Source organism: Staphylococcus sp. GDY8P131P, assembly GCF_017891975.1.
Classification (GTDB): Bacteria; Bacillota; Bacilli; order Staphylococcales; family Staphylococcaceae; genus Staphylococcus; species Staphylococcus nepalensis.
This window is the reverse complement of sequence record NZ_JAESKF010000002.1, coordinates 86679-108261: the sequence shown is the minus strand read 5'-3', so window position 1 is coordinate 108261 and position 21583 is coordinate 86679. Positions and strand designations below refer to the sequence as shown.

Annotated in this window: 16 protein-coding genes; 4 read left to right on the top strand and 12 right to left on the bottom strand. The window is 34.1% G+C overall.

Annotation, left to right across the window (positions count from 1 at the left end; all coding sequences use genetic code 11):
- Nucleotides 1-106: 106 nt before the first annotated feature.
- A complete protein-coding gene (gene icd, locus KA894_RS01000; protein WP_096809226.1) occupies nucleotides 107-1375 on the bottom strand; it encodes an NADP-dependent isocitrate dehydrogenase in 1269 nt (422 codons plus the stop codon).
- 77 nt (nucleotides 1376-1452) lie between these two features.
- Nucleotides 1453-2571, bottom strand: coding sequence for a citrate synthase (locus KA894_RS00995; RefSeq protein WP_096809224.1), 1119 nt, complete (start codon nucleotides 2569-2571; stop codon nucleotides 1453-1455).
- A gap of 348 nt (nucleotides 2572-2919) precedes the next feature.
- On the opposite strand from KA894_RS00995, the gene KA894_RS00990 reads away from it, so the two are divergent.
- Nucleotides 2920-4284 carry an amino acid permease gene (locus tag KA894_RS00990; protein WP_107644227.1) on the top strand — a complete coding sequence of 455 codons (1365 nt, stop codon included), beginning with the start codon at nucleotides 2920-2922 and terminating at the stop codon, nucleotides 4282-4284.
- A gap of 355 nt (nucleotides 4285-4639) precedes the next feature.
- Here KA894_RS00990 and pyk read toward each other — a convergent pair whose 3' ends face one another.
- The 8 genes from pyk to KA894_RS00950 form a co-directional block, all read right to left on the bottom strand.
- Nucleotides 4640-6400, bottom strand: a complete 1761-nt coding sequence (pyk, locus tag KA894_RS00985) for a pyruvate kinase (RefSeq protein WP_210133623.1) — start codon at nucleotides 6398-6400, stop codon at nucleotides 4640-4642.
- Between the two features lie 20 nt (nucleotides 6401-6420).
- Nucleotides 6421-7389, bottom strand: a complete 969-nt coding sequence (pfkA, locus tag KA894_RS00980; protein ID WP_096809218.1) for a 6-phosphofructokinase — start codon at nucleotides 7387-7389, stop codon at nucleotides 6421-6423.
- A gap of 386 nt (nucleotides 7390-7775) precedes the next feature.
- A complete protein-coding gene (locus KA894_RS00975; protein WP_115342115.1) occupies nucleotides 7776-8720 on the bottom strand; it encodes an acetyl-CoA carboxylase carboxyltransferase subunit alpha in 945 nt (314 codons plus the stop codon).
- On the bottom strand, nucleotides 8713-9579 hold the full coding sequence (gene accD / locus KA894_RS00970) for an acetyl-CoA carboxylase, carboxyltransferase subunit beta (protein ID WP_096809214.1): 867 nt from the start codon (nucleotides 9577-9579) through the stop codon (nucleotides 8713-8715). The genes KA894_RS00975 and accD overlap by 8 nt, the downstream gene beginning before the upstream one ends.
- Before the next feature lie 76 nt (nucleotides 9580-9655).
- Nucleotides 9656-10888: an NADP-dependent malic enzyme gene (gene ystJ, locus KA894_RS00965; protein WP_096809212.1), complete on the bottom strand. Its 1233-nt coding sequence runs from the start codon at nucleotides 10886-10888 to the stop codon at nucleotides 9656-9658.
- Nucleotides 10889-11125: 237 nt separating this feature from the next.
- Nucleotides 11126-14329: a DNA polymerase III subunit alpha gene (locus tag KA894_RS00960; RefSeq protein WP_096809210.1), complete on the bottom strand. Its 3204-nt coding sequence runs from the start codon at nucleotides 14327-14329 to the stop codon at nucleotides 11126-11128.
- 21 nt (nucleotides 14330-14350) lie between these two features.
- Nucleotides 14351-15286, bottom strand: a complete 936-nt coding sequence (locus tag KA894_RS00955; protein WP_115342114.1) for a DHH family phosphoesterase — start codon at nucleotides 15284-15286, stop codon at nucleotides 14351-14353.
- Between the two features lie 36 nt (nucleotides 15287-15322).
- Nucleotides 15323-16615 carry a DRTGG domain-containing protein gene (locus tag KA894_RS00950; RefSeq protein ID WP_103373311.1) on the bottom strand — a complete coding sequence of 431 codons (1293 nt, stop codon included), beginning with the start codon at nucleotides 16613-16615 and terminating at the stop codon, nucleotides 15323-15325.
- Between the two features lie 223 nt (nucleotides 16616-16838).
- Here KA894_RS00950 and KA894_RS00945 point away from each other — a divergent pair, with 223 nt between their 5' ends.
- Nucleotides 16839-17252 (top strand): universal stress protein, encoded by a 414-nt coding sequence (locus KA894_RS00945; protein ID WP_096809204.1) that lies wholly within the window; start codon nucleotides 16839-16841, stop codon nucleotides 17250-17252.
- A gap of 304 nt (nucleotides 17253-17556) precedes the next feature.
- Here the strand turns inward: KA894_RS00945 and KA894_RS00940 are convergent, their stop codons facing one another.
- Nucleotides 17557-18246 (bottom strand): metal-dependent hydrolase, encoded by a 690-nt coding sequence (locus KA894_RS00940; protein ID WP_096809202.1) that lies wholly within the window; start codon nucleotides 18244-18246, stop codon nucleotides 17557-17559.
- 206 nt (nucleotides 18247-18452) lie between these two features.
- Here KA894_RS00940 and KA894_RS00935 point away from each other — a divergent pair, with 206 nt between their 5' ends.
- The gene (locus tag KA894_RS00935) at nucleotides 18453-19505 is read left to right on the top strand and encodes a M24 family metallopeptidase (protein ID WP_096809200.1); all 1053 of its coding nucleotides are present in this window, start codon (nucleotides 18453-18455) and stop codon (nucleotides 19503-19505) included.
- Nucleotides 19502-20131, top strand: a complete 630-nt coding sequence (locus tag KA894_RS00930; protein WP_115342113.1) for a copper homeostasis protein CutC — start codon at nucleotides 19502-19504, stop codon at nucleotides 20129-20131. The genes KA894_RS00935 and KA894_RS00930 overlap by 4 nt, the downstream gene beginning before the upstream one ends.
- A gap of 270 nt (nucleotides 20132-20401) precedes the next feature.
- Here KA894_RS00930 and ald read toward each other — a convergent pair whose 3' ends face one another.
- Entirely contained in the window at nucleotides 20402-21517 is a 1116-nt protein-coding gene (gene ald / locus KA894_RS00925; RefSeq protein ID WP_115342112.1) for an alanine dehydrogenase, read from the bottom strand.
- Between the last annotated feature and the right edge of the window lie 66 nt (nucleotides 21518-21583).

Genomic DNA, 21583 nt, shown 5'->3' with positions numbered 1-21583 from the left:
ATTTAAATAAAAAAGGAGCAAGATAGAAATCATAACGTCATCTGATTTCTATGCTTACTCCTGTAAAAGTATTTCAATTTATATAAACACTTACTTTGATGATATATTACTTAATGTTTTTAATAAGTTCGTCTGCAAATTCAGAAGTTGATACTTCTCTAGCGCCGTCCATTAAACGTGCAAAATCGTAAGTGACAACTTTTGAAGCAATTGTTTTCTCAATAGATTCAGTTATCTTGTCAGCAGCTTCTTGCCAACCTAAATGTTCTAACATTAAAGATGCACTTAGAATCTCAGAAGATGGATTCACCTTATTTAACCCAGCGTATTTAGGAGCAGTGCCATGTGTAGCTTCAAAAATAGCATGACCCGTTTCATAGTTAATGTTTGCCCCTGGCGCTATTCCAATTCCACCAACTTGTGCTGCTAATGCGTCTGATACATAATCCCCATTAAGGTTCATAGTAGCAACTACATCATGATCTGCAGGACGCGTTAAAATTTGTTGTAAGAAAATATCTGCAATTGAATCTTTAATAATAATCTTACCGTCTTTTTCAGCTTGTTCTTGAACTTTATTTGCTTTTTCTTTACCATCTTTTTCAACAATTTCATCATATTGTTGCCATGTAAATACTTTATCACCAAATTCATTGTGTGCTAAATCATAGCCCCATTGTTTAAACGCGCCTTCAGTAAACTTCATGATATTACCTTTATGCACTAAAGTTACTGATTTGCGATTGTTATCTAATGCATAGTGAATCGCTGCACGCACTAAACGCTCTGTACCTTCCTTAGAAACAGGTTTTACACCAATGCCTGAAGTTTCTGGGAATCTAATATTTTTAGCACCCATTTCATCTTGTAAGAAGTCAATTAACTTTTTAGCTTCTGGCGTACCTTCTTTAAATTCAATACCCGCATAAATATCTTCAGTATTTTCTCGGAAGATAACCATATCTGTATCTTCTGGGCGTTTAACTGGTGAAGGCACACCTTGGAACCAACGTACAGGTCTTAGGCAAGTAAATAAATCAAGTTCTTGACGTAAAGCAACATTTAAAGAACGGATACCACCACCAATTGGTGTCGTAAGCGGACCTTTAATTGCAATTAAATATTCATTAATTGTATCTAATGTTTCTTTAGGTAGCCATTCACCTGTTTCGTCGAATGCTTTTTGGCCAGCTAATACTTCTTTCCACTCAATTTTCTTTTCGCCGTTATAAGCGTTTTCAACTGCTGCATCAATCACTCTGCTTGCTGCTGACCAAATATCTGGCCCAATACCGTCACCGATAATATAAGGAATAATAGGATTGTTTGGAACTGTTAACCCTTCTGATGTTTTAACTACTTTTTCTCCTGCCATGTAAATATACCTCCGTAATTTGAATTGTTTTTTAGTTCAATAGTTTTATAATTTTTAAAAAATGAGTAATATTCAGATTATCTTTCTTCTATTGGTGCATAAGTTCTATTTGTTTCACCAATATATTGTGCTCTTGGACGCATGATTCTATTATCTCTGTATTGTTCTAGTATATGCGCAATCCACCCGGAAGTTCTACTTACTGCAAAAATAGGTGTAAATAAGTCATGTTCAATATTCATGCTATGGTATACAGTCGCACTATAGAAGTCAACATTTGCGATAAGGCCTTTTTCTTCTTGCATTTTATCAGCTATCTTAACTGAGATATCAAATAACTGACTTTGGCCTGTTTCAGAAGTTATCTTTTTACTCATCTCTTTTAAGAATTTAGCTCTTGGGTCACCATTTTTATACACACGATGGCCAAAGCCCATTATTTTTTCTTTATTTTTAATTTTATTATCAATGTACTCATCTACTTCATCAATTGATTTAACCTCTGAAAGCATACTCATTACACGTTCATTTGCCCCACCATGTAATGGCCCTTTTAATGAACCAACAGCTGCTACAATGCCAGAATACATATCAGATAACGAAGATACTGCACATCTAGCAGTAAACGTAGAAGCATTTAGTTCATGATCCGCATGTAATACTAATGCTTTATTAAATGCTTCAACTTCGATGTCTGTTGGTAATTCACCACGCAACATATACAAGAAGTTTGCGGCATAATTTAAATCACTGCTCGGTTTGACAGGTTCTTTGCCATCTCTTACTCTGGCGTATGCAGTAACAAGAGACGCAATTTTTGCTTGGATACGTACGGCACGTTCCATTGTCTGATCATCGCTTTCATCCTCGGCATGTTCATCAAAGTGAGCGATGTAAGACACTGATGTTCTTAGCGCTGTCATTGGATGTACATTGCTTGTTGCATACTCTTTGAAATGATTATATACCCTAGGGTTTAAAGTCATATATTTAAAGAGTTTTTCTTTAAATGCTTGCAGTTCCTCTTTATTAGGTAATCGATAGTGCCATAGTAAAAAGACAACTTCTTCGAATTCAGCATTTTCAGCTAAGTCATCAATTTCATAGCCTGCGTATGTAAGTTGACTATCAATAATTGAGCTTACTTTAGTTTCTGATGCAATTACCCCTTCTAAACCTTTTTGTAACTCTGCCATATATATTCCCCTTTTCTATTTCATAATGAAATGGCTTTCATAGACCATTATAGACAATATTTACGTTTTTGTGAATATTTCAGTTTATAATCACACCAATCATTAAGAAATGATAATTAGTTTATATGCCCTTAAACACGCCATATGATTGCGTGTTGCTATATTCTCATTCTAATATGTAATTACCCTTTCTTCAATTTATAATGATTTTTAATTGGTTATCGTGATTAATAACAAATTGTTAATATAAATTTACACTAACACTAGTCTATAAAAATAAAAAAAGAGTTGTTTTATTTTAAGTTGAGTATCATAATAATAAATAACTTAATAAAGGAGTTAAAACTTATGTCAAAACAACAGTTACAAAGAGAATTGAGCAATCGACATATTCAGTTAATTGCTATCGGAGGTGCTATCGGCACAGGTCTCTTTTTAGGCGCTGGACAAACAATAGCTTTAACTGGCCCTTCAATTTTACTGACATACATTATTATCGGGTTTATGCTATTTATGTTTATGAGAGGATTAGGAGAAATACTAGTAACAAACACTCATTTTAGATCTTTTGCCGATGTGACAAATCAATATCTCGGTCCGTTTGCTGGATTCGTTACTGGGTGGACATACTGGCTATGTTGGATTATAACTGGTATGGCTGAAGTTACAGCAGTGGCTAAATACGTCAGTTTTTGGTTCCCACATATCCCTAACTGGATAAGCGCTTTGTTTTGTGTACTGATTTTAATGTCATTAAATTTGCTTAGTGCCAAATTATTCGGAGAATTAGAGTTTTGGTTTTCAATTATTAAAGTAGTTACTATCTTGGCACTTATTTTCGTTGGTATTGTGATGATTGTAATGGCATACGATACACAATTTGGTCATACATCGTTAACAAATTTATATAATAATGGGATTTTTCCTAAAGGTGTTAGTGGATTTCTAATGTCATTTCAAATGGCCTTATTTTCTTTTGTTGGTATTGAATTGATTGGCGTTACTGCTGGAGAGACAAAAGATCCAACTAAAACAATTCCTAAAGCCATCAATAGTGTGCCTATAAGAATTCTAGTATTCTATGTCGGTGCTTTAACGGTAATTATGTCTATCATCCCTTGGAACAACATCAATCCTGACGAAAGCCCTTTTGTTAGACTATTTGCTTTAATCGGTATTCCATTTGCAGCCGGTATCATTAACTTTGTCGTCTTAACTGCTGCAGCGTCATCTTGTAACAGCGGCATATTCTCTAATAGTCGTATGCTATTTGGCTTATCAAATCAACAGCAAGCGCCGCCTATTTTTGAAAAAACAAACAAAAACGGCGTACCTCATATAGCCATTTTCGTTTCATGTGCGCTGTTATTAATATCCGTATTGTTGAATTATATTATTCCAAATGCAACATTAGTATTTACATATATTACGACTGTATCTACGGTATTATTTCTAATTGTTTGGGCGTTAATTATTGTGGCGTATATTAATTATCATCGCCATAACCTTGAATTGCACAAAAAAGCTACCTATAAATTAATCGGTGGTAAATATATGGGATACATCATTTTGATTTTCTTTTGCTTAGTATTTTGTTTATTGTTCGTAAACGTAGATACAAGAAGAGCAGTTTTTTTAACACCTATATGGTTTATCATATTAAGCCTGATGTATTTAAGATATAAAAAAGTGGCAAATATTAATTTAAAATAATTATAATATAATAACTCAAAATGATAAAGGTAAATAGTATCTATTTTATCATTTTGGTTATTTATAGCGATTAGCATCAGAAAATATAACAGAATGTTTAAAAATGCAGTTTTTATTCCGTTTTCGATTTTATAAAAACAAATAAAGACCGAGACATAAAAAAGATGTCTCGGTCTCTTTAACGATATAGCAGTAGATAACTGGAATCAAAATAGGCTTATATCAAATTTTTAATTTTTACCACTCAAACAAGTGTATGTTAAAAACATTTAAGAAAAATTAAGTTGTTATATGAGTTCTCTTTATTAAGTAAGCAACACATTTTCATCTTTGAGCCTGATTTCGATTCAATTAATTAAAGTACGTTAGCATAACCTTCAAACACTTTACTTTGATTTGCATCTACAGTTATCAAGATATCATTTTGAATTTCTTCTGTTGCATTTTCAACTCCAACAATAGTAGGGATGCCTTTTTCTAAACCAATAATGGCACTTGGTGAAGTAATTCCATTTTCTTCTGCAATTAATCCCCCTGCTTGTTCAATATATGGCACAAGCGTTTCATCTACTGAAGAAGTGACAATAATTGTTTCAGATAGATCTTTACCTTCTAGTTCACTCGCGTTTTTGACAACTAATGTGTTTCCTACAACTGAGTTTCTGCCAATACCTTGACCTTTAGCCAATTCATCACCTACAAGATGTAATTTCATCATGTTTGTAGTACCTTTCTCACCTGTAGGTACACCAGCAGTAATAATAATTAAATCACCGTTTTGAACTTTTTCAGTCTCAACAGCTGTAGCTACTGCTGTATTCAACATAGCATCTGTTGTTTTACGTCCTTCTTTAACTACAGGGTAAATGCCCCATACTAGTGCACATTGACGTGCAGTTTCAACGTGAGGTGTAACTGCAATAATATCTGATTTAGGACGATATTTAGAAATCGTTCTAGCTGTAGAACCACTTTCAGTTGCTGCGACAATTGCTTTTACATTTAAATTCAGTGCTGTATGTGCGACAGATACACCAATAGCATTCACTAGTGAAGTTTGCACAAGTTTTGTACGGTCAGATAATAAACGTTTATAATCTTGTGCAGCTTCAGCTGAGATTGCAATATTACGCATTGTTTTAACAGCTTCTTCTGGATATAGGCCAGCAGCAGTTTCACCTGAAAGCATAACTGCGTCTGTACCATCATAAATAGCATTAGCAACATCACTTGCTTCAGCGCGCGTAGCACGTGGGTTGCGTTGCATTGAATCTAGCATTTGAGTAGCTGTAATAACTGGTTTACCTAATTTATTACATTGTCTAATTAAGTCTTTTTGTACCATTGGTACTGATTCTGGCGGTATTTCAACACCCATATCACCGCGCGCAACCATTAAACCATCAGAAACTTCAAGTATTTCTTTAATGTTATCAATACCTTCTTGGTTTTCAATTTTAGGAATAATGCTGATGTTTGTATTTTTACCTTCTTCAAGTAATTTACGTATATCTAACACATCACTTGGGCGACGTACAAAGCTTGCTGCAATGAAATCAATATTTTCACTTATACCAAATTTAATATCTTCAGCATCTTTATCTGTAATTCCAGGTAAACTTACTTTAACACCCGGTAGGTTAACGCCTTTTTTATTTTTTAACTCTCCAGTATTTAATACATCACAAATAACTTCGCCATTTGTTTTATCTATTTGTTTTACTTGTAATTCGATGAGACCATCATCTAATAAAATATATGACCCTTCTTGAACATCATTTATTAGATTATCGTAAGTTACTGAGAATTTATCTGGTGTACCTTCAACTTCAGTCATACTTACGATGACTTCCGTACCTTTTTCAAGTTCAATAGCACCATCTTTCATGTTGTGAGTACGGATTTCAGGACCTTTAGTATCTAAAAGTATCCCAACAGTTTTACCCAATCTTTGTGATACTTCGCGAATTCTATCAATTCTAGCTTTATGTTCTGCATGGTCACCATGTGAGAAATTCAATCTTGCTACGTTCATTCCAGCTTTAATTAATTTCTCAAGCATTTCTTCAGATTCTGATGCAGGTCCAATTGTACAAACAATTTTAGTTTTTCTCATTATTAATGCCTCCCAGTATTTTATATCGATAATTCATTTGTTAGAGCATAAGTTTCGAAATCAAACTTGTGTTCATTAGCTCTGAATATTTCTTCAAACGATGTGTCTGTTAATTCATTGTTGCGGATACCAACGCCAATTGCTGTTTTTCCTTCAAGTAATAAGTCTACAGCATGCCCACCCAATCGTGAAGCGAGCACTCTATCTGCACCACTTGGGCTGCCACCACGTTGGATATGTCCTAATACAGATACACGAGCATCAACATTAATATATTTAGTCAATTCATTCGCGCAATCTTCACCAGACATACATCCTTCAGCTACCATAACAATTGAGTGTTTCTTTCCACGTCTTATACCATTATCAATCTTTTCAGCGACTTCTTTAATGTCTGTTTCAACTTCAGGAACAATAATTGTTTCTGCACCTACTGAAAGGCCTGCCCAAAGTGCTAAGTCCCCGCAATCGCGACCCATAACTTCAATGATAAATGTTCTTGCATGGCTTGAAGCCGTATCTCGTATCTTGTCGACACAATCAATAATTGTATTTAAAGCTGTGTCAAAACCAATTGTAAAGTCCGAACCGTTAATATCATTATCAATCGTTCCTGGTACGCCAATCGTTTGGATTTCTTGGCATTCTTCGCTTATACGTTGTGCACCTCTATAGCTACCGTCTCCACCAATAACTACTAAGCCTTCAATACCTCTTTTACGTAAATTTTCTATTGCTTTTTTACGTACCTCTGGTTCTTTAAATTCAGGACATCTTGCCGAATATAAGAATGTTCCGCCGCGTTGGATTGTATCTCCAACAGAACCGAGTTCTAACTTCTCGATATCATCGTTTAATAAGCCTTGATAGCCTTGATAGACACCATAAACTTCAATATTATTATAAATCGCTTTTCGAACAACAGCTCTTATAGCTGCGTTCATGCCTGGTGAATCTCCACCGCTAGTCAACACTGCAATTTTTTTCATGACGACATACCTTTCTAACATGTATTTCTTATTCTAAAAATACCATAAAATCATATAAGGTGCCATTAAAATAAGGCATCATAACTAATGTAAACGTTTTTAATTATAATAAAAAATAATTTTACAATTAGTAAGCGTTTCCTTTCATAACCCCTCCTAAAATATTCCAACTATATCTTACATTACCTTTAACTTATATTTAATAAACAATAATATTATTTTTTATACTTCTTCTTAAATTATTACAATAAAAATAAGAGCGATAATATAGAATCANNTCTATATTATCGCTCTTTTGCAGGCGTTTAAATTACTATCAGAATAGATGCACCTATTCATTGAAGCAAAGTAAACGATGTAGATGAGTATTATAATTTTTTTAATAATTATTCATTAAATGACCCAATATTTCTAAATTTATCATAACGGTCATCTACTATTTGTTGTTTATCTAGTGGACTTAATTCAGTTAAATGTTGTAAAAAAGCTTCTTTAATACTTTGAGCTTGTGTCTCAATATCATGATGAGCGCCGCCTAAAGGCTCTTTCAAGACTTGGTCTGCAATTTTCAACTCGCGCAAATCTTCTGCTGTGATTTTCATTGTTTCTGCCGCAATTTGTGCAAGATTACTATCTTTCCATAATAACGCAGAAGCACCTTCCGGCGAAATCACTGAATATGTACTGTTTTCAAGCATTAATAACCGATTAGACACGCCTAAACCTAAAGCGCCGCCGCTGCCACCTTCACCAATTACAATGGCAATAACGGGAACTTTAAGCGAAGCCATTTCAATTAAATTTTTAGCAATAGACTCGCTTTGGCCACGTTCTTCGGCCGCTTTACCTGGATATGCCCCCTTAGTATCAATAAAGGTAAAAACAGGTCTGTTAAATTTTTCAGCTTGTTTCATTAAACGTAAAGCTTTTCTATATCCCTCAGGATGCGCCATTCCGAAGTTGCGGTAAATATTATCTTTCGTATCTTTACCACGTTGTTGTCCAACGACCGTAACAGCTTGTCCATTTAAATAACCAATACCACCAATCATTGCTGGGTCATCTCGAAAGTTACGATCACCATGTAATTCCATGAATGAATCAAAAATGTATGGAATATAATCTAACGAGGTAGGTCTTTCCTGTAAGCGTGCTAATTGCACACGATCCCAAGGTTTTAAATTGGTATAAACTTTTTGGGTTTCACGATCCAGCGATGCTTCAAGCATATCAATTTCTTCCTGTAAATCCACATCATTTTTTTCTTGAGAATCTTTCAGTGATTCAATTTTATTTTTTATTTCAAAAAGTGGCTTTTCAAAATCAAGCATTTGTTTTCACCTCTTGGTGCATTTTTAAAATATTAGATAGCGTCATTTTCATTTCTTTTCTATGTACCACTTTATCTAATTGTCCATGTTCTAATAAAAATTCAGCAGTTTGGAAGTCATCCGGTAATTTCTCGTTAATTGTTTGTTCAATTACACGTCTACCTGCAAAACCTATTAGTGCTTTTGGTTCACTTAAATTAATATCACCAACGGAAGCAAAACTAGCTGACACTCCACCTGTAGTTGGGTTTGTAATATAAGAAATATATAACAAACCTGCATCCATATGTTTTTTAAGCGTAACGCTTGTTTTACCCATTTGCATTAATGAGATAATTCCTTCTTGCATTCTGGCGCCACCACTAGCAGAAAATAATATAAATGGCAAACGGTGTTCCGTACAGTGTTCAATTATTCTACAAATTTTTTCACCTACAACGGACCCCATACTTCCCATTCTGAATCTAGCGTCCATAACAGCTATGCCATATTCGATACCTTCTAAAGTTGCTGTACCTGTGACAACAGCCTCATTTAATTCTGTTTTCTGTTGGTCTTTTTGAATTTTTTCTTCATAACTTGGAAAATCTAATGGATTCGCAGAGGTCATGCCTTTATCAAACTCTGTGAATGTACCTTCATCAGAAATAGCTTCAATTCGTTTATGTGCAGTTAGCGCTATATGATGGTCACAGTTGAAACATACGTTTAAATTTTCAGCTAATTCTTTTGTATACATTATTTTTTTACATTTTGGACATTTCGTCATAATTCCCGCTGGAACATCACTTTGTTTTGAATCAGAAACAGTTACATACTTTTTCTTTTTACTACTTCGATTGAAAAAATCTTTAAACATTGGTAAACCTCCACATAACCATTGCTGTCTTCCTTATACTTCACACGCAATATTTCAAGACTAGCATTCATGAATATTATTTGTCTAAATCTGTTAATTTCATTGTTTTATTATAAATTTCTTCTGGATCCATATCTATTCTTGCCACCCCTGTTTCCATTGCAGCTTTTGCAACTTCTCTAGCAACTGAAGGTGCCACGCGTTTATCAAATGGACCAGGGATACAATAATCTGGATTTAATTCTTCCGATTTAATTAAATTAGCAATTGCTTCCACAGCAGCTTGTTTCATTTCTTCATTTATATGAGTAGCTTCCACATCTAACGCCCCTCTAAAAATACCTGGGAAAGCAAGCACATTATTGATTTGGTTTGGGAAATCGGAACGACCCGTACCAATTACTTTAGCGCCCGCTTCTTTTGCTACCTCTGGATTAATTTCAGGATTTGGGTTAGCCATTGCGAAGATAATTGGGTCTTGAGCCATTGATTCAACCATTTCTTTTGATAATAAGTCAGCAACAGAAACACCAATAAATACATCAGCATCTTTAATGACATCATTTAAAGAGCCTTCAACTTTTTCTCTGTTTGTCCATTTAGCAACAAATGATTTAGTATCATTCATACCGTATGAACGTCCTTCATAAATAGATCCTTTAGAATCACACATGATCATATCTCTAACACCATATGAATATAATAATTGTACGATAGCCATACCTGCAGCGCCTGCACCGTTAAGCACAACTTTAATATCTGACAAATCTTTATCCACGATACGAAGTGCATTAATCATACCTGCAACAGTTACAATTGCTGTACCATGTTGGTCATCGTGAAAAACAGGTATTTTTGTCTCTTTTTTTAAACGTTCTTCTATTTCGAAACAACGTGGGGCTGAAATATCCTCTAGGTTAATCCCGCCATAGTTAGGTTCTAATAACTTTACAGTATTAACAATTTCATCTGTATCCGTTGTATTTAACGCAATTGGCACGCCGTCTATGCCAGAAAAACTTTTGAACAAAACTGCTTTCCCTTCCATGACTGGAATACTCGCTTCTGCGCCAATATTACCGAGTCCTAATACAGCTGTACCATCAGTAACAACTGCTACAGTATTGGCTTTCATCGTATATTCAAATACTTTGCGTGGGTCTTCGTGTATTTCTTTACATGGCTCTGCTACGCCAGGTGAATATGCTAAGCTTAATTCTTCTTTATTGGTTACTTGGACTTTCGGTGTAACCTCTAATTTGCCTTGGTTTACTCTATGCATTTCTAATGCATCGTCTCTCAACGTCATGTAAATCTACCCCTTTACATTCAATGATTATAAACAGCTCATATATATTTTTATTACAATCTAACATAAATTACAAATGATATCGCTAACATTAAATCAGTGATCTTTTTTGTTAACCTTTGTAATAAAAACATATATTTCAATTATTCAAGTGAAGCATTATTCATATTATAAACTGATGGCAAGTATCTACTTAACCATCAGTTAACTATACCATAGTTTACAGTCTTGATAAAGCTAAATTATCCTTATATCCCACGGTGAGAATTTAGAAATAAGCATTTTGATTTTCTCTTTTTCACGAGAGATAAAACCGATGTTTTTAAATTGATTTTGATTTTCTTGAAAATACGTCACAGGAATATCACCTGTGGTTTCTTGTTCTTCCAACCATTGTTCTATTTCAGTAAAATCTTCTAAATTTCTAATTATAATTTGTTCGGCATGTGTTAACTTATAATCTTCAAATGTTGGTACATCTTCCATTTGATTGATTATAAGTTGTTTTTTATTATTTCTGTTTTCAAATTTACCCTTTACTATCAATGTATCTTCTGTATTTAAAATTGATTCATATTTTTTATAAGCATCAGGAAATACGACGCCATCTAGATTATTGATACCATCGTTCAAAGTTATAAACGCCATGTTTTGACCATTTTTAGTACGAATGCGTTTCAACTGATCAATTTGAACAAATATAGGTTGATTATCTCGTGCATTATTTAATTTATATATGCCGAGATATTGCTTTTGTTCAAATGCTTTTTCTACTGGATGGGTTGATACATAAAACCCTAAATATTCTTTTTCATAATCACTTAGCACTTTATCCGGCAATTCTTCTTTTTCTTCGTATGAAATTTTAGGCGTTAACACGTCAAAAATAAAACCATCTTGTTCCACGTCAGAGACGTCATCAAGCACTTGGTCTATAGAGTGTAATAAAGTAGCACGGTTTTTTCCAAAGGAATCAAAGGCTCCAACTAAAATTAATGCTTCAAGTAATTTTCTAGACTTGATTCTTTTTGGTATGCGACGTGTAAAATCAAAAAAGTCTTTATATATACCATTTTCTTTTCGCTCATCAACAATGAGTTTGACACTTTGATATCCAACACCCTTAATTGCACCTAAAGATAAATAAATACCCTTCTTATTAGCTTTGTAAAACCAATGGCTTTCATTGATGTTCGGTGCCAATACCTTGAGTTGTTGATGTTTAGCTTCATCAATAATTTGTGCCGTCTTCTTCTCACTACCAATTGAATTGCTTAATATATTTGCATAAAAGTAATTCGGATAATGTACCTTTAAATACCCCATAATATAAGCAATTTTTGAATAACTAACAGCATGCGCACGTGCAAATCCGTAATCAGCAAACTTTAAAATCAAATCAAATATTTGTTTGCTTAAACTAGTCTCGTAACCATTTTTCAATGCGCCATCAACAAAATGCTGTCGTTCGCTTTCTAACACTGCGCGGTTTTTTTTACTCATCGCACGTCTTAATATATCGGCTTCTCCATAGCTGAAATTAGCAAACTTACTTGCGATTTGCATGATTTGTTCTTGATAGATAATGACGCCGTACGTCGTTTTTAAAATAGGTTCTAAATCTTTATGGAGATACTGTACTTTCTCTGGAGCGTGCCTTCTCGCAATATAGGTTGGGATTTCTTCCATAGGACCTGGTCTATACAACGACGTTACAGCTACAATATCTTCAAAGTGCTGTGGCTGTAATTTTTTCAATACATTTCTGATACCATCCGATTCTAATTGAAATATTCCTGTTGTATTACCTTGAGAAAGGAGTTGAAATACTTTTTTATCATCAAATGGAATGGCTTCTATATCTATATCAATACGCAAATCTTTCTTAACTTGTTTAACAATTTGATGGATAATAGATAAATTTCTCAAACCTAAAAAATCAATTTTCAACAGACCGATACGTTCAGCTTCTGTCATCGTCCACTGTGTTAATAATCCAGCGTCACCTATTGTTAATGGTGTGTACTCATATAACGGATGATCATTAATGATAATACCTGCTGCATGTGTTGAGGTATGACGTGGTAAGCCTTCTAATTTTTTACAAATTTCAAACCAACGTTCATGACGGTGATTTCTATGGACAAACTGTTTAAAGTCGTTGCGTTCATAAGTTTCATCTAACGTAATACCAAGTTTATGAGGAATTAAAGATGAAATTTCGTTTAATGTAATTTCGTCAAACCCCATAATTCGACCAACATCTCTCGAAACTGCTCTAGCTAATAAATGTCCAAATGTCACAATTCCAGCTACATGGTTATCACCATATTTTTCTTGTACATAGCGAATCACTTTCTCTCTATGCGTATCTTCAAAATCTATATCAATATCAGGCATCGTGACGCGTTCTGGGTTTAAAAAACGCTCGAATAATAAGTTATATTTGATGGGGTCAATGGTTGTAATATCTAATAAATAACTGACAAGTGAACCCGCTGATGAACCCCGGCCAGGCCCCACAAATACACCATTTGTTTTTGCGTAGTGTATTAAGTCACTCACAATAAGAAAGTAATCTTCAAACCCCATGCGCGTAATAATATCATATTCATGTACGAGCCTTTTATTGTAGCCTTGTTTAATTTCAGAAGATAAATTTAATTTTTTTAAATTTTGTTGCAATGTTTGATATAGATAATCTTTGGATGATTGATTGTCTGGTGTTTTAAACTTAGGTAATAATGACTGATGATATTGCAATTCGGCTTTACAAATCGTTTCAATGTAGTTGGTATTTTGCCAAACTTCGTCACTTAAATCTAATGTGTCCAATTCATTCAGACTAAACAAATGTGCGTTATATTCGTGTTCTTCTTTAACTAAATCTAATTTCGAATTATCTCTAATAGCTGCTAAAGCAGTTAAAGTATCGCCATCTTCTTGGTTTAAATAACTCGTACTTTGTGCCCAAACAACCGGTAAATCAAATAGTTTTTGACTCGTGTGATTTAGAAATACTTCATCATCATTCGAAAAAGTTTGTAGTAAACTTTGGTGTTCCTCTACTACATTTTTAAATATTACAACAAAATTATCATTATATTTTTTCAACCATTCAAACGATGTTTCTGATTTTTCTTTCATTTTGATTGCAGATGATAATTTAAATAAATCTTTTAAACCTTGATTGTTTTTCGCAAGGATGATTGTTTCTACTGAGACCAAACCATCTGTCACATAAGTAGTCATGCCGAATATAGGATGGATATTTGCTGCTATACATGCATCATAAAACTGAGGATAGCCATATAAAACGTTGGTGTCTGTAATTGCTAATGAAGTGTAGCCTTCTTTTGCCGCTTTTGTGATACAATCTTTTATCTTAATGCTAGAATTCAACAAATCATACGATGTATGAATATTTAAATGCGCAACCATTAGCAAATACCTCCTATGTCATTACAATTTATTATTTAACGCTTCAGCTAACACTTCAAATTGCGCCCAATCTGCTACAGAAACTCCTGACGCATTTGGATGGCCCCCGCCGCCAAATTCGTTTGCTATATCATTAATAACAATATCTTTAGATCGAATGCGACATCTGATTTCTGATCCTTCATCAACTGCGAACACCCATATTTTCAATCCTTGAATATCTGCAATGGCATTTACAAATAAGGATGCTTCATTTGCAGCAATATCAAATTGTTCCAATATATCTTTAGTAATCTTAACCTTACAGAACCCTTTTTCGTTTAAAACAAAATGCTGTAAAACATATCCTTGGAATGGTAATAACTTAGGATCTTTCTCCCCCAATTTATTCAGTTCTTTTTGGTGATTAAATGGATATTTCAATAATTGACTCGCTACTTCCATCGTATGTGGCGTCGTATTATTAAATAAGAATCGACCTGTATCTCCTACAATACCTAAGTACAGTACGCGAGCCACTGAAGCATCAATAATCGTTTGATCGTTAAAATATGTTATAAAATCAAAAATAATTTCACTCGTTGAAGAGGCATGATCATTAACATAATTAATTTCTCCGTATTGATCTACTGCAGGATGGTGATCGATTTTAATAAGTCGATTGCCTGTGTTAAATCTGTTATCACTAATTCTTGGTGCATTCGCAGTATCACACACAATAACTAATGCATCGTTATATTGCTCATCACTAATTTCATCGAAGGTTCCAATGAAATCAAGCGATGATTCTGCTTCTCCTACGGCAAAAATATTTTTTTCCGGGAATTTTAAGTTTAAATAATATTTTAAACCAAGTTGGGAACCATACGCATCTGGATCAGGTCTTACGTGCCTATGTATTATAATCGTTTGTGCTGTTTTTATTTCATCCATAATTCGATTGAATTCTATCGTCATTTCTATTATCTTCCTTTTTAATTAATATAATTTTCTTTAATCTATCATCTGACAAATAATCATTGCTTTGGCGACATGTTTACCATCTCTCGTCATTGTAACCTCTAATTTAGCAAAATTTCTTCCTACATCTAACATATCATAATGCACGTTGATTTCAGATTCAATTTGCACTGTTTTAATGTAAATAATATTTAAGCTTTCGATCATCACTTCAAGTTTTTTTAATTTTCTCATCTCATAACGCACTGTTTCCTCAATAATAGCTACGAATACTGCCTTACTTAAAGTACCAAATTGATTTGTAAGCAGTGGTGAAGTTTGAACTTGAATAACATCATTAGTAATTGTAATGTGTTTAGCAATTTGGTCATTAATCGTTTCTCCTACTTGCGGTTGACGACTTAATAATTGCATCGCGGTTAGTACATCTTTTCTTGTAATAACACCAATTAGTTTTTTGCTTGGAGAAATAACAGGCAAAAGTTCGATGCCTTCCCAAATCATCATATGGGCACAATTAGCTACAGTAGTGGAAAGTTGCACATTGATGGGTGTCTTAGTCATAAAATGTGCCAATGTGTCATTATCTTCCATTTTAATAATTTCTTTACTAGTAATAATTCCAACTAAACGCCAATATTCATCAATCACCGGAAATCTTGAATGACCTGTGTGTTTCGCTTTTTCTTTATAATCATGCAAAGTCATATGGTCAAACACTACAGTGCCTTCGTTAACAGGTTTAACTATATCTTCAACAACCAAAATTTCTTTTCGAATCATTTGGTTATACATTGCTCTGTTAATAATATTAGCAACTAAATATGTATCATAATTTGAGGATAGTATGGGTAAATCATGTTCATCTGCATATTTAACAATTTCATCAGAAGTCCTAAAACCACCAGTGATCAATACTGCGCTTCCTCTTTTCAAAGCAGCTAATTGTACATCTTTTCTATTTCCAACAATTAATAATGTATGAGGGCTTAAATACTTTATCACATCTTCGATTTCCATTGCTCCGATAGCAAATTTTGTCAATGTTTTGATAAGCCCATTTCTACCGCCTAACACTTGTCCATCAATTATTTTTACAATTTCTCCAAATGTAAGTTGTTCGATTTGTTCGCGTGTTTTCTTTTCTATTCGGACTGTTCCAACTCGATCAATGGTCGCTACTAAACCTATTCTCCCAGCATCTTTAATAGCACGGTATGCTGTTCCTTCAGATACACTTAAATCTTTCGCTATTTTCCTAACAGAAATTTTTTGTCCTACTGCTAAAGATTCTATATAAGATAAAATTTGCTCATGCTTTGTCATTGTAATAACCTCATTTTTGGACATTTTCTATGATATTATAACTTTTTATAAATAAAATTGCGAAGTAATGATGTTAAAATCACTTTTTAACAACAATTATGACATATATTTCTACATAAATTAATATCTAAAAAGTTTTTTACTCAGTTTATATGAAAATACATAAATTTTAATTTGATTTGTGATAAACTTTAATTAGAATAGAGTTAAGGAGGGATGAACAATGTTCAAAAATATTTTACTTGGTGTTGATACAACACTTAAAAACGAAAAAGCACTTAAAGAAGTTTCTAAATTAGCTGGGAAAGACACTGTTGTAACAATTATGAATACAATTAGTGAACAAGATGCCCAAGCTTCAATTAAATCTGGTGTGCATTTAGATAAACTTGTTGAAAAACGAAGTGAAGGTTTAGAAAGTACACGTAATGCTTTAGAAGAATATGGTATCAAATATGATGAAATCATTGTCCGCGGCAATCCAAAAGAGCAATTAGTAAAAGAAGCGAATAGTGGAAAATATGAAATTATTGTTCTTAGTAACCGTCGTGCTGAAGAAAAGAAAAAATTTGTATTAGGTAGTGTGAGTCACAAAGTGGCTAAAAGAGCTAGCATCCCTGTTCTTATAGTAAAATAATAAAGATGAGGCTGGAACGCTTATTTACGTTTCAGCCTCATCTTTGTTCTCAACAATTGGTTGCTAAAGTGTTATGTTTAAACATTACTCTTAAAGAACTACTTTTAAAGCACACTCATATGCCTTCTTTTACGTTAGTAGTTCTTATCCAAGCGCTCTATCCTCTACCATTTCTATGAAAACGAGTAACACTTGTACACGTGCCAAGACTTAGCTTCTTTGTTCTTAACTTTCTAAATCTTGGCGGCGTATGGAAATGATTTTTAAAATATGATCCTGTACTACTATCTTTGCCGTATCACAATTAAAATTCTACTGAATCACCTGGGTTAAGCACTTGCACTTCCCCTTCTGACACTGCAGCTTTAAATTCATCTGGATTTTGCTTAATCAAATCGAATGTATTGTAGTGGATTGGTACTGTAATACTAGGCTTAATGAATTGATTAATTGCATAGCTAGCATCATCAATTCCCATAGTGAAATTGTCACCGATTGGTATAAAACAAACATCAACTGGATGACGTTCTGCAATCAATTTCATATCACCAAACAACCCAGTATCACCTGTATGATATATTGTTTTGCCTTCTATTTCTAGAATTAGACCCATCGGCATACCTAAATAAACTGGGATACCATTCTCATCAGTTAAACTAGAACTATGAAATGCTTGCACAAATTTAACTGTACCAAACTCAAATTCAGCCTTACCGCCAATATTCATAGGTCTTACATTTTCAACATTTTTTGTAGTAGTCAAATAATCTCCTAATTCTGCAGAACCAATCACTGTTGCATGATTTCTATTTGCTAACTCTACAGTATCACCAAAATGATCTCCATGACCATGTGTCAAAATAATATAATCAACATCTAACGTTTCAGCATCTAAGTCAGACAACTCATTGCCTGTAATAAATGGATCGACAATAACTTTTTTACCATTCGCTTCAAAATAAATCGTTGATTGTCCATGAAAAGATAACTTCATATCGATAATTCCTCCCATAAATCTATTTAATTTATATATACCACAATTACAGCTGGTTATAACACATTTTTGTAAAACATCGACACAAATAGCCTTTTCTTTCATCGAAATTATAATCGGTCTATTTAATTTTAATATATTATTTTTGAATTCCTTCATAAACTAACATAAAATTAGTATGATATTACATTTAGGAGGATGAAACAATGAAGTTACAACAAGTTACAGAAGAACTGAAATCTCAACATGCTGACGCAGCATGGATTACCACACCACTGAATATTTTTTATTTCACAGGTTATTTAAGTGATCCTCATGAACGTTTACTAGCGTTACTTATCAAAGAAAATGGTGAGCAAGTCCTGTTTTGCCCACAACTGGAAGTAGAAGAAGTAAAAGCCTCTCCTTTTGAAGGTGAAATCATTGGCTATCTAGACACCGAAAACGCTTTAGATAAATACCCACTAGCTATTAATAAGATTCTGGTCGAAGCAGCGCATTTAACTTTACAACGCCAGCGTGAATTAATCGCAGCTTTCAATGTTCAATCATTTGGGGATATTGACCATATTATCAAATCTCTTCGTAATGTAAAAAGCGAGAGCGAAATAGCAAAAATTCGAAGAGCATGTGAACTCGCAGATAAATGTATTGAAATCGGTGTCAACTTTTTAAAAGAAGGCGTAACAGAACGCCAAGTAGTTAATCATATCGAATATGAAATTAAAGCTTATGGCGTAAATGAAATGAGTTTCGATACTATGGTGCTTTTCGGTGACCATGCTGCTTCACCTCATGGAGTCCCAGGAGACCGTCAATTACAAAATGATGAATTTGTATTATTTGATTTAGGTGTTATTTACGAAAATTACTGTAGTGATATGACAAGAACAGTACAATTTGGACAACCAAGTGCGGAAGCTCAAGCAATTTACGATACTGTTTTAAAAGCTGAACAAGAAGCCATTGCGGCAATTAAACCTGGAGTGACGATTAAAGACGTGGACGCTATCGCTCGTAACATTATTAGTGACGCTGGTTATGGTGACTATTTCCCTCACCGTTTGGGTCATGGATTAGGATTAGAAGAACATGAATATCAAGATGTGTCTAGTACAAATACAAATAAATTTGTACCTGGAATGGTTGTAACTGTGGAACCTGGTATATATGTTCCAGGCGTTGCTGGTGTACGTATTGAAGATGATATTCTCGTTACAGAAAATGGGAACGAAAGTTTAACAGGGTATCAAAAATGATTAAAGAAGCTGTAGTTGAAACAGTACAGGAAATTGAATATGCTATCAAACATGGCGCCGACCGAGTTGAACTTTGTGATAACTTAAGTGTCGGTGGCACAACACCAAGTATAGGCATGATAGAAATTGCGACTGAAATGTGTAAAGCTAATAACGTAGAAATCGCTGTGATGATTCGTCCACGTGGCGGTAACTTTGTATATAGTCTTTATGATTTTGAAATTATGCAACGCGATATAACTGCGATCAAACGTTGTGGTATTGATTATTTTGTTTTCGGTTGCCTAACTGATGATGATACATTAAATGAATGGCAAATGAAGACATTAAAACAGCTAGCATCGCCGAAACAAGTTGTATGTCATATGGCGTTTGATCAAATACATTTACAGGGCCAAATAAAAGCGTTACATCAATTAATTGATATTGGCTTTACGCGTCTGCTAACGCACGGCGGTCCAGCTGATTCGGATATATTTGACAATCTAAACCAACTAGGTAAATTGGTAGTCAATTCAGGCGGGGATATCGAAATTATGCCCGGCGGTGGTCTGAACAAATTTAATGTACAAAAGCTCCTAGCTGCCTTTCCTTTCCAAGAAGTGCACGGCACTCAAATTGTTTAGCACCTAACGATGACAAACGAATAACGATCTTATGCTTTAATTTTCGTTGCGCCTTTTAGTCATGATTATACCAATCTTAAAAGCTAACTATAAGTGCAATGTCAGATTTAACCAACTACTGGCCTATATTGTAGTTGAGACTAGATTGTTTGTTTATGTCTCAATCGTATAGACGTTCATTGTTAATTAATTAAAAAAACTAGCCATCCCTTCGATTCGTATGAGATGGCCAGTTTTTTATTTTGATACTATTTTCCAAATTGAATCAAGTTATTTTAGTACGCTTTCAATATTGGCATATGTTAAATTTAACGCTTCTCCTACACCTTTATTTGTTAATACACCGTTAATTGTGTTCAAACCTAAAGATAAAGGCTCATTATCTTGTAATGCTTTTAAATAACCTTTTCCAGCAATTTGTAATGCGTATGGCAATGTCGCATTGTTTAATGCAATCGTAGAAGTACGTGGCACTGCACCAGGCATATTCGCTACTGCATAATGTACGACACCATGTTTTTTATATGTTGGATCATCATGCGTTGAAATGCGATCTGTTGTTTCGAAAATACCGCCTTGGTCAATAGCAATATCTACGATAACCGCACCATCTTTCATCGATTTAACCATGTCTTCAGAAACTAGATTGGGCGCTTTAGCTCCAGGTATTAACACTGCCCCAATCACTAAGTCACTATTTTTAACACATTCTTCTATATTTAATGGGTTAGACATAATCGTATGTACGCGACCATCGAATAAATCTTCAAGCTCTTGTAAACGCTTAGGGTTAACATCTAAAACTGTAACATCCGCGCCTAAACCTAAAGCGATTTTAGCAGCATTTGTACCCGCTTGGCCGCCGCCAATAATCGTTACACGACCTTTAGCTACGCCAGGCACACCGCTAAGTAAGATACCCATGCCCCCCTTGTATTTCTGTAAAAATTCAGCACCAATTTGAGCAGACATACGACCAGCCACTTCACTCATAGGTGTCAATAGTGGTAATGATTTATCAGACAACTGAACCGTTTCATACGCGATTGCAATGACTTTATTTTCTAATAAAGCTTGTGTTAATTTCTTTTCATTTGCTAGATGTAAATACGTAAATAGAATTAAATCCTCTTTAAAATATTGAAACTCTTCTTCTAATGGTTCTTTAACTTTCATAACCATGTCAACATCCCATACTTCAGCAGGCCCATTACCAATTTTAGCTCCAGCTGTTATATAGTCTTCGTCTTCAAAATATGAACCTAAACCTGCAGACTTTTCAACAATGACAGAGTGCCCTTCTTCTACTAAAGCATGTACACCACTTGGGGATAAACTTACTCTATTTTCATTGTTTTTAATCTCTTTCGGAATACCTATGATCATTTTATCCACCTCCAAATTTATAGTAACGTGTATTTTGTGAAAGCGCAATCATAGTTTAGAGTATTT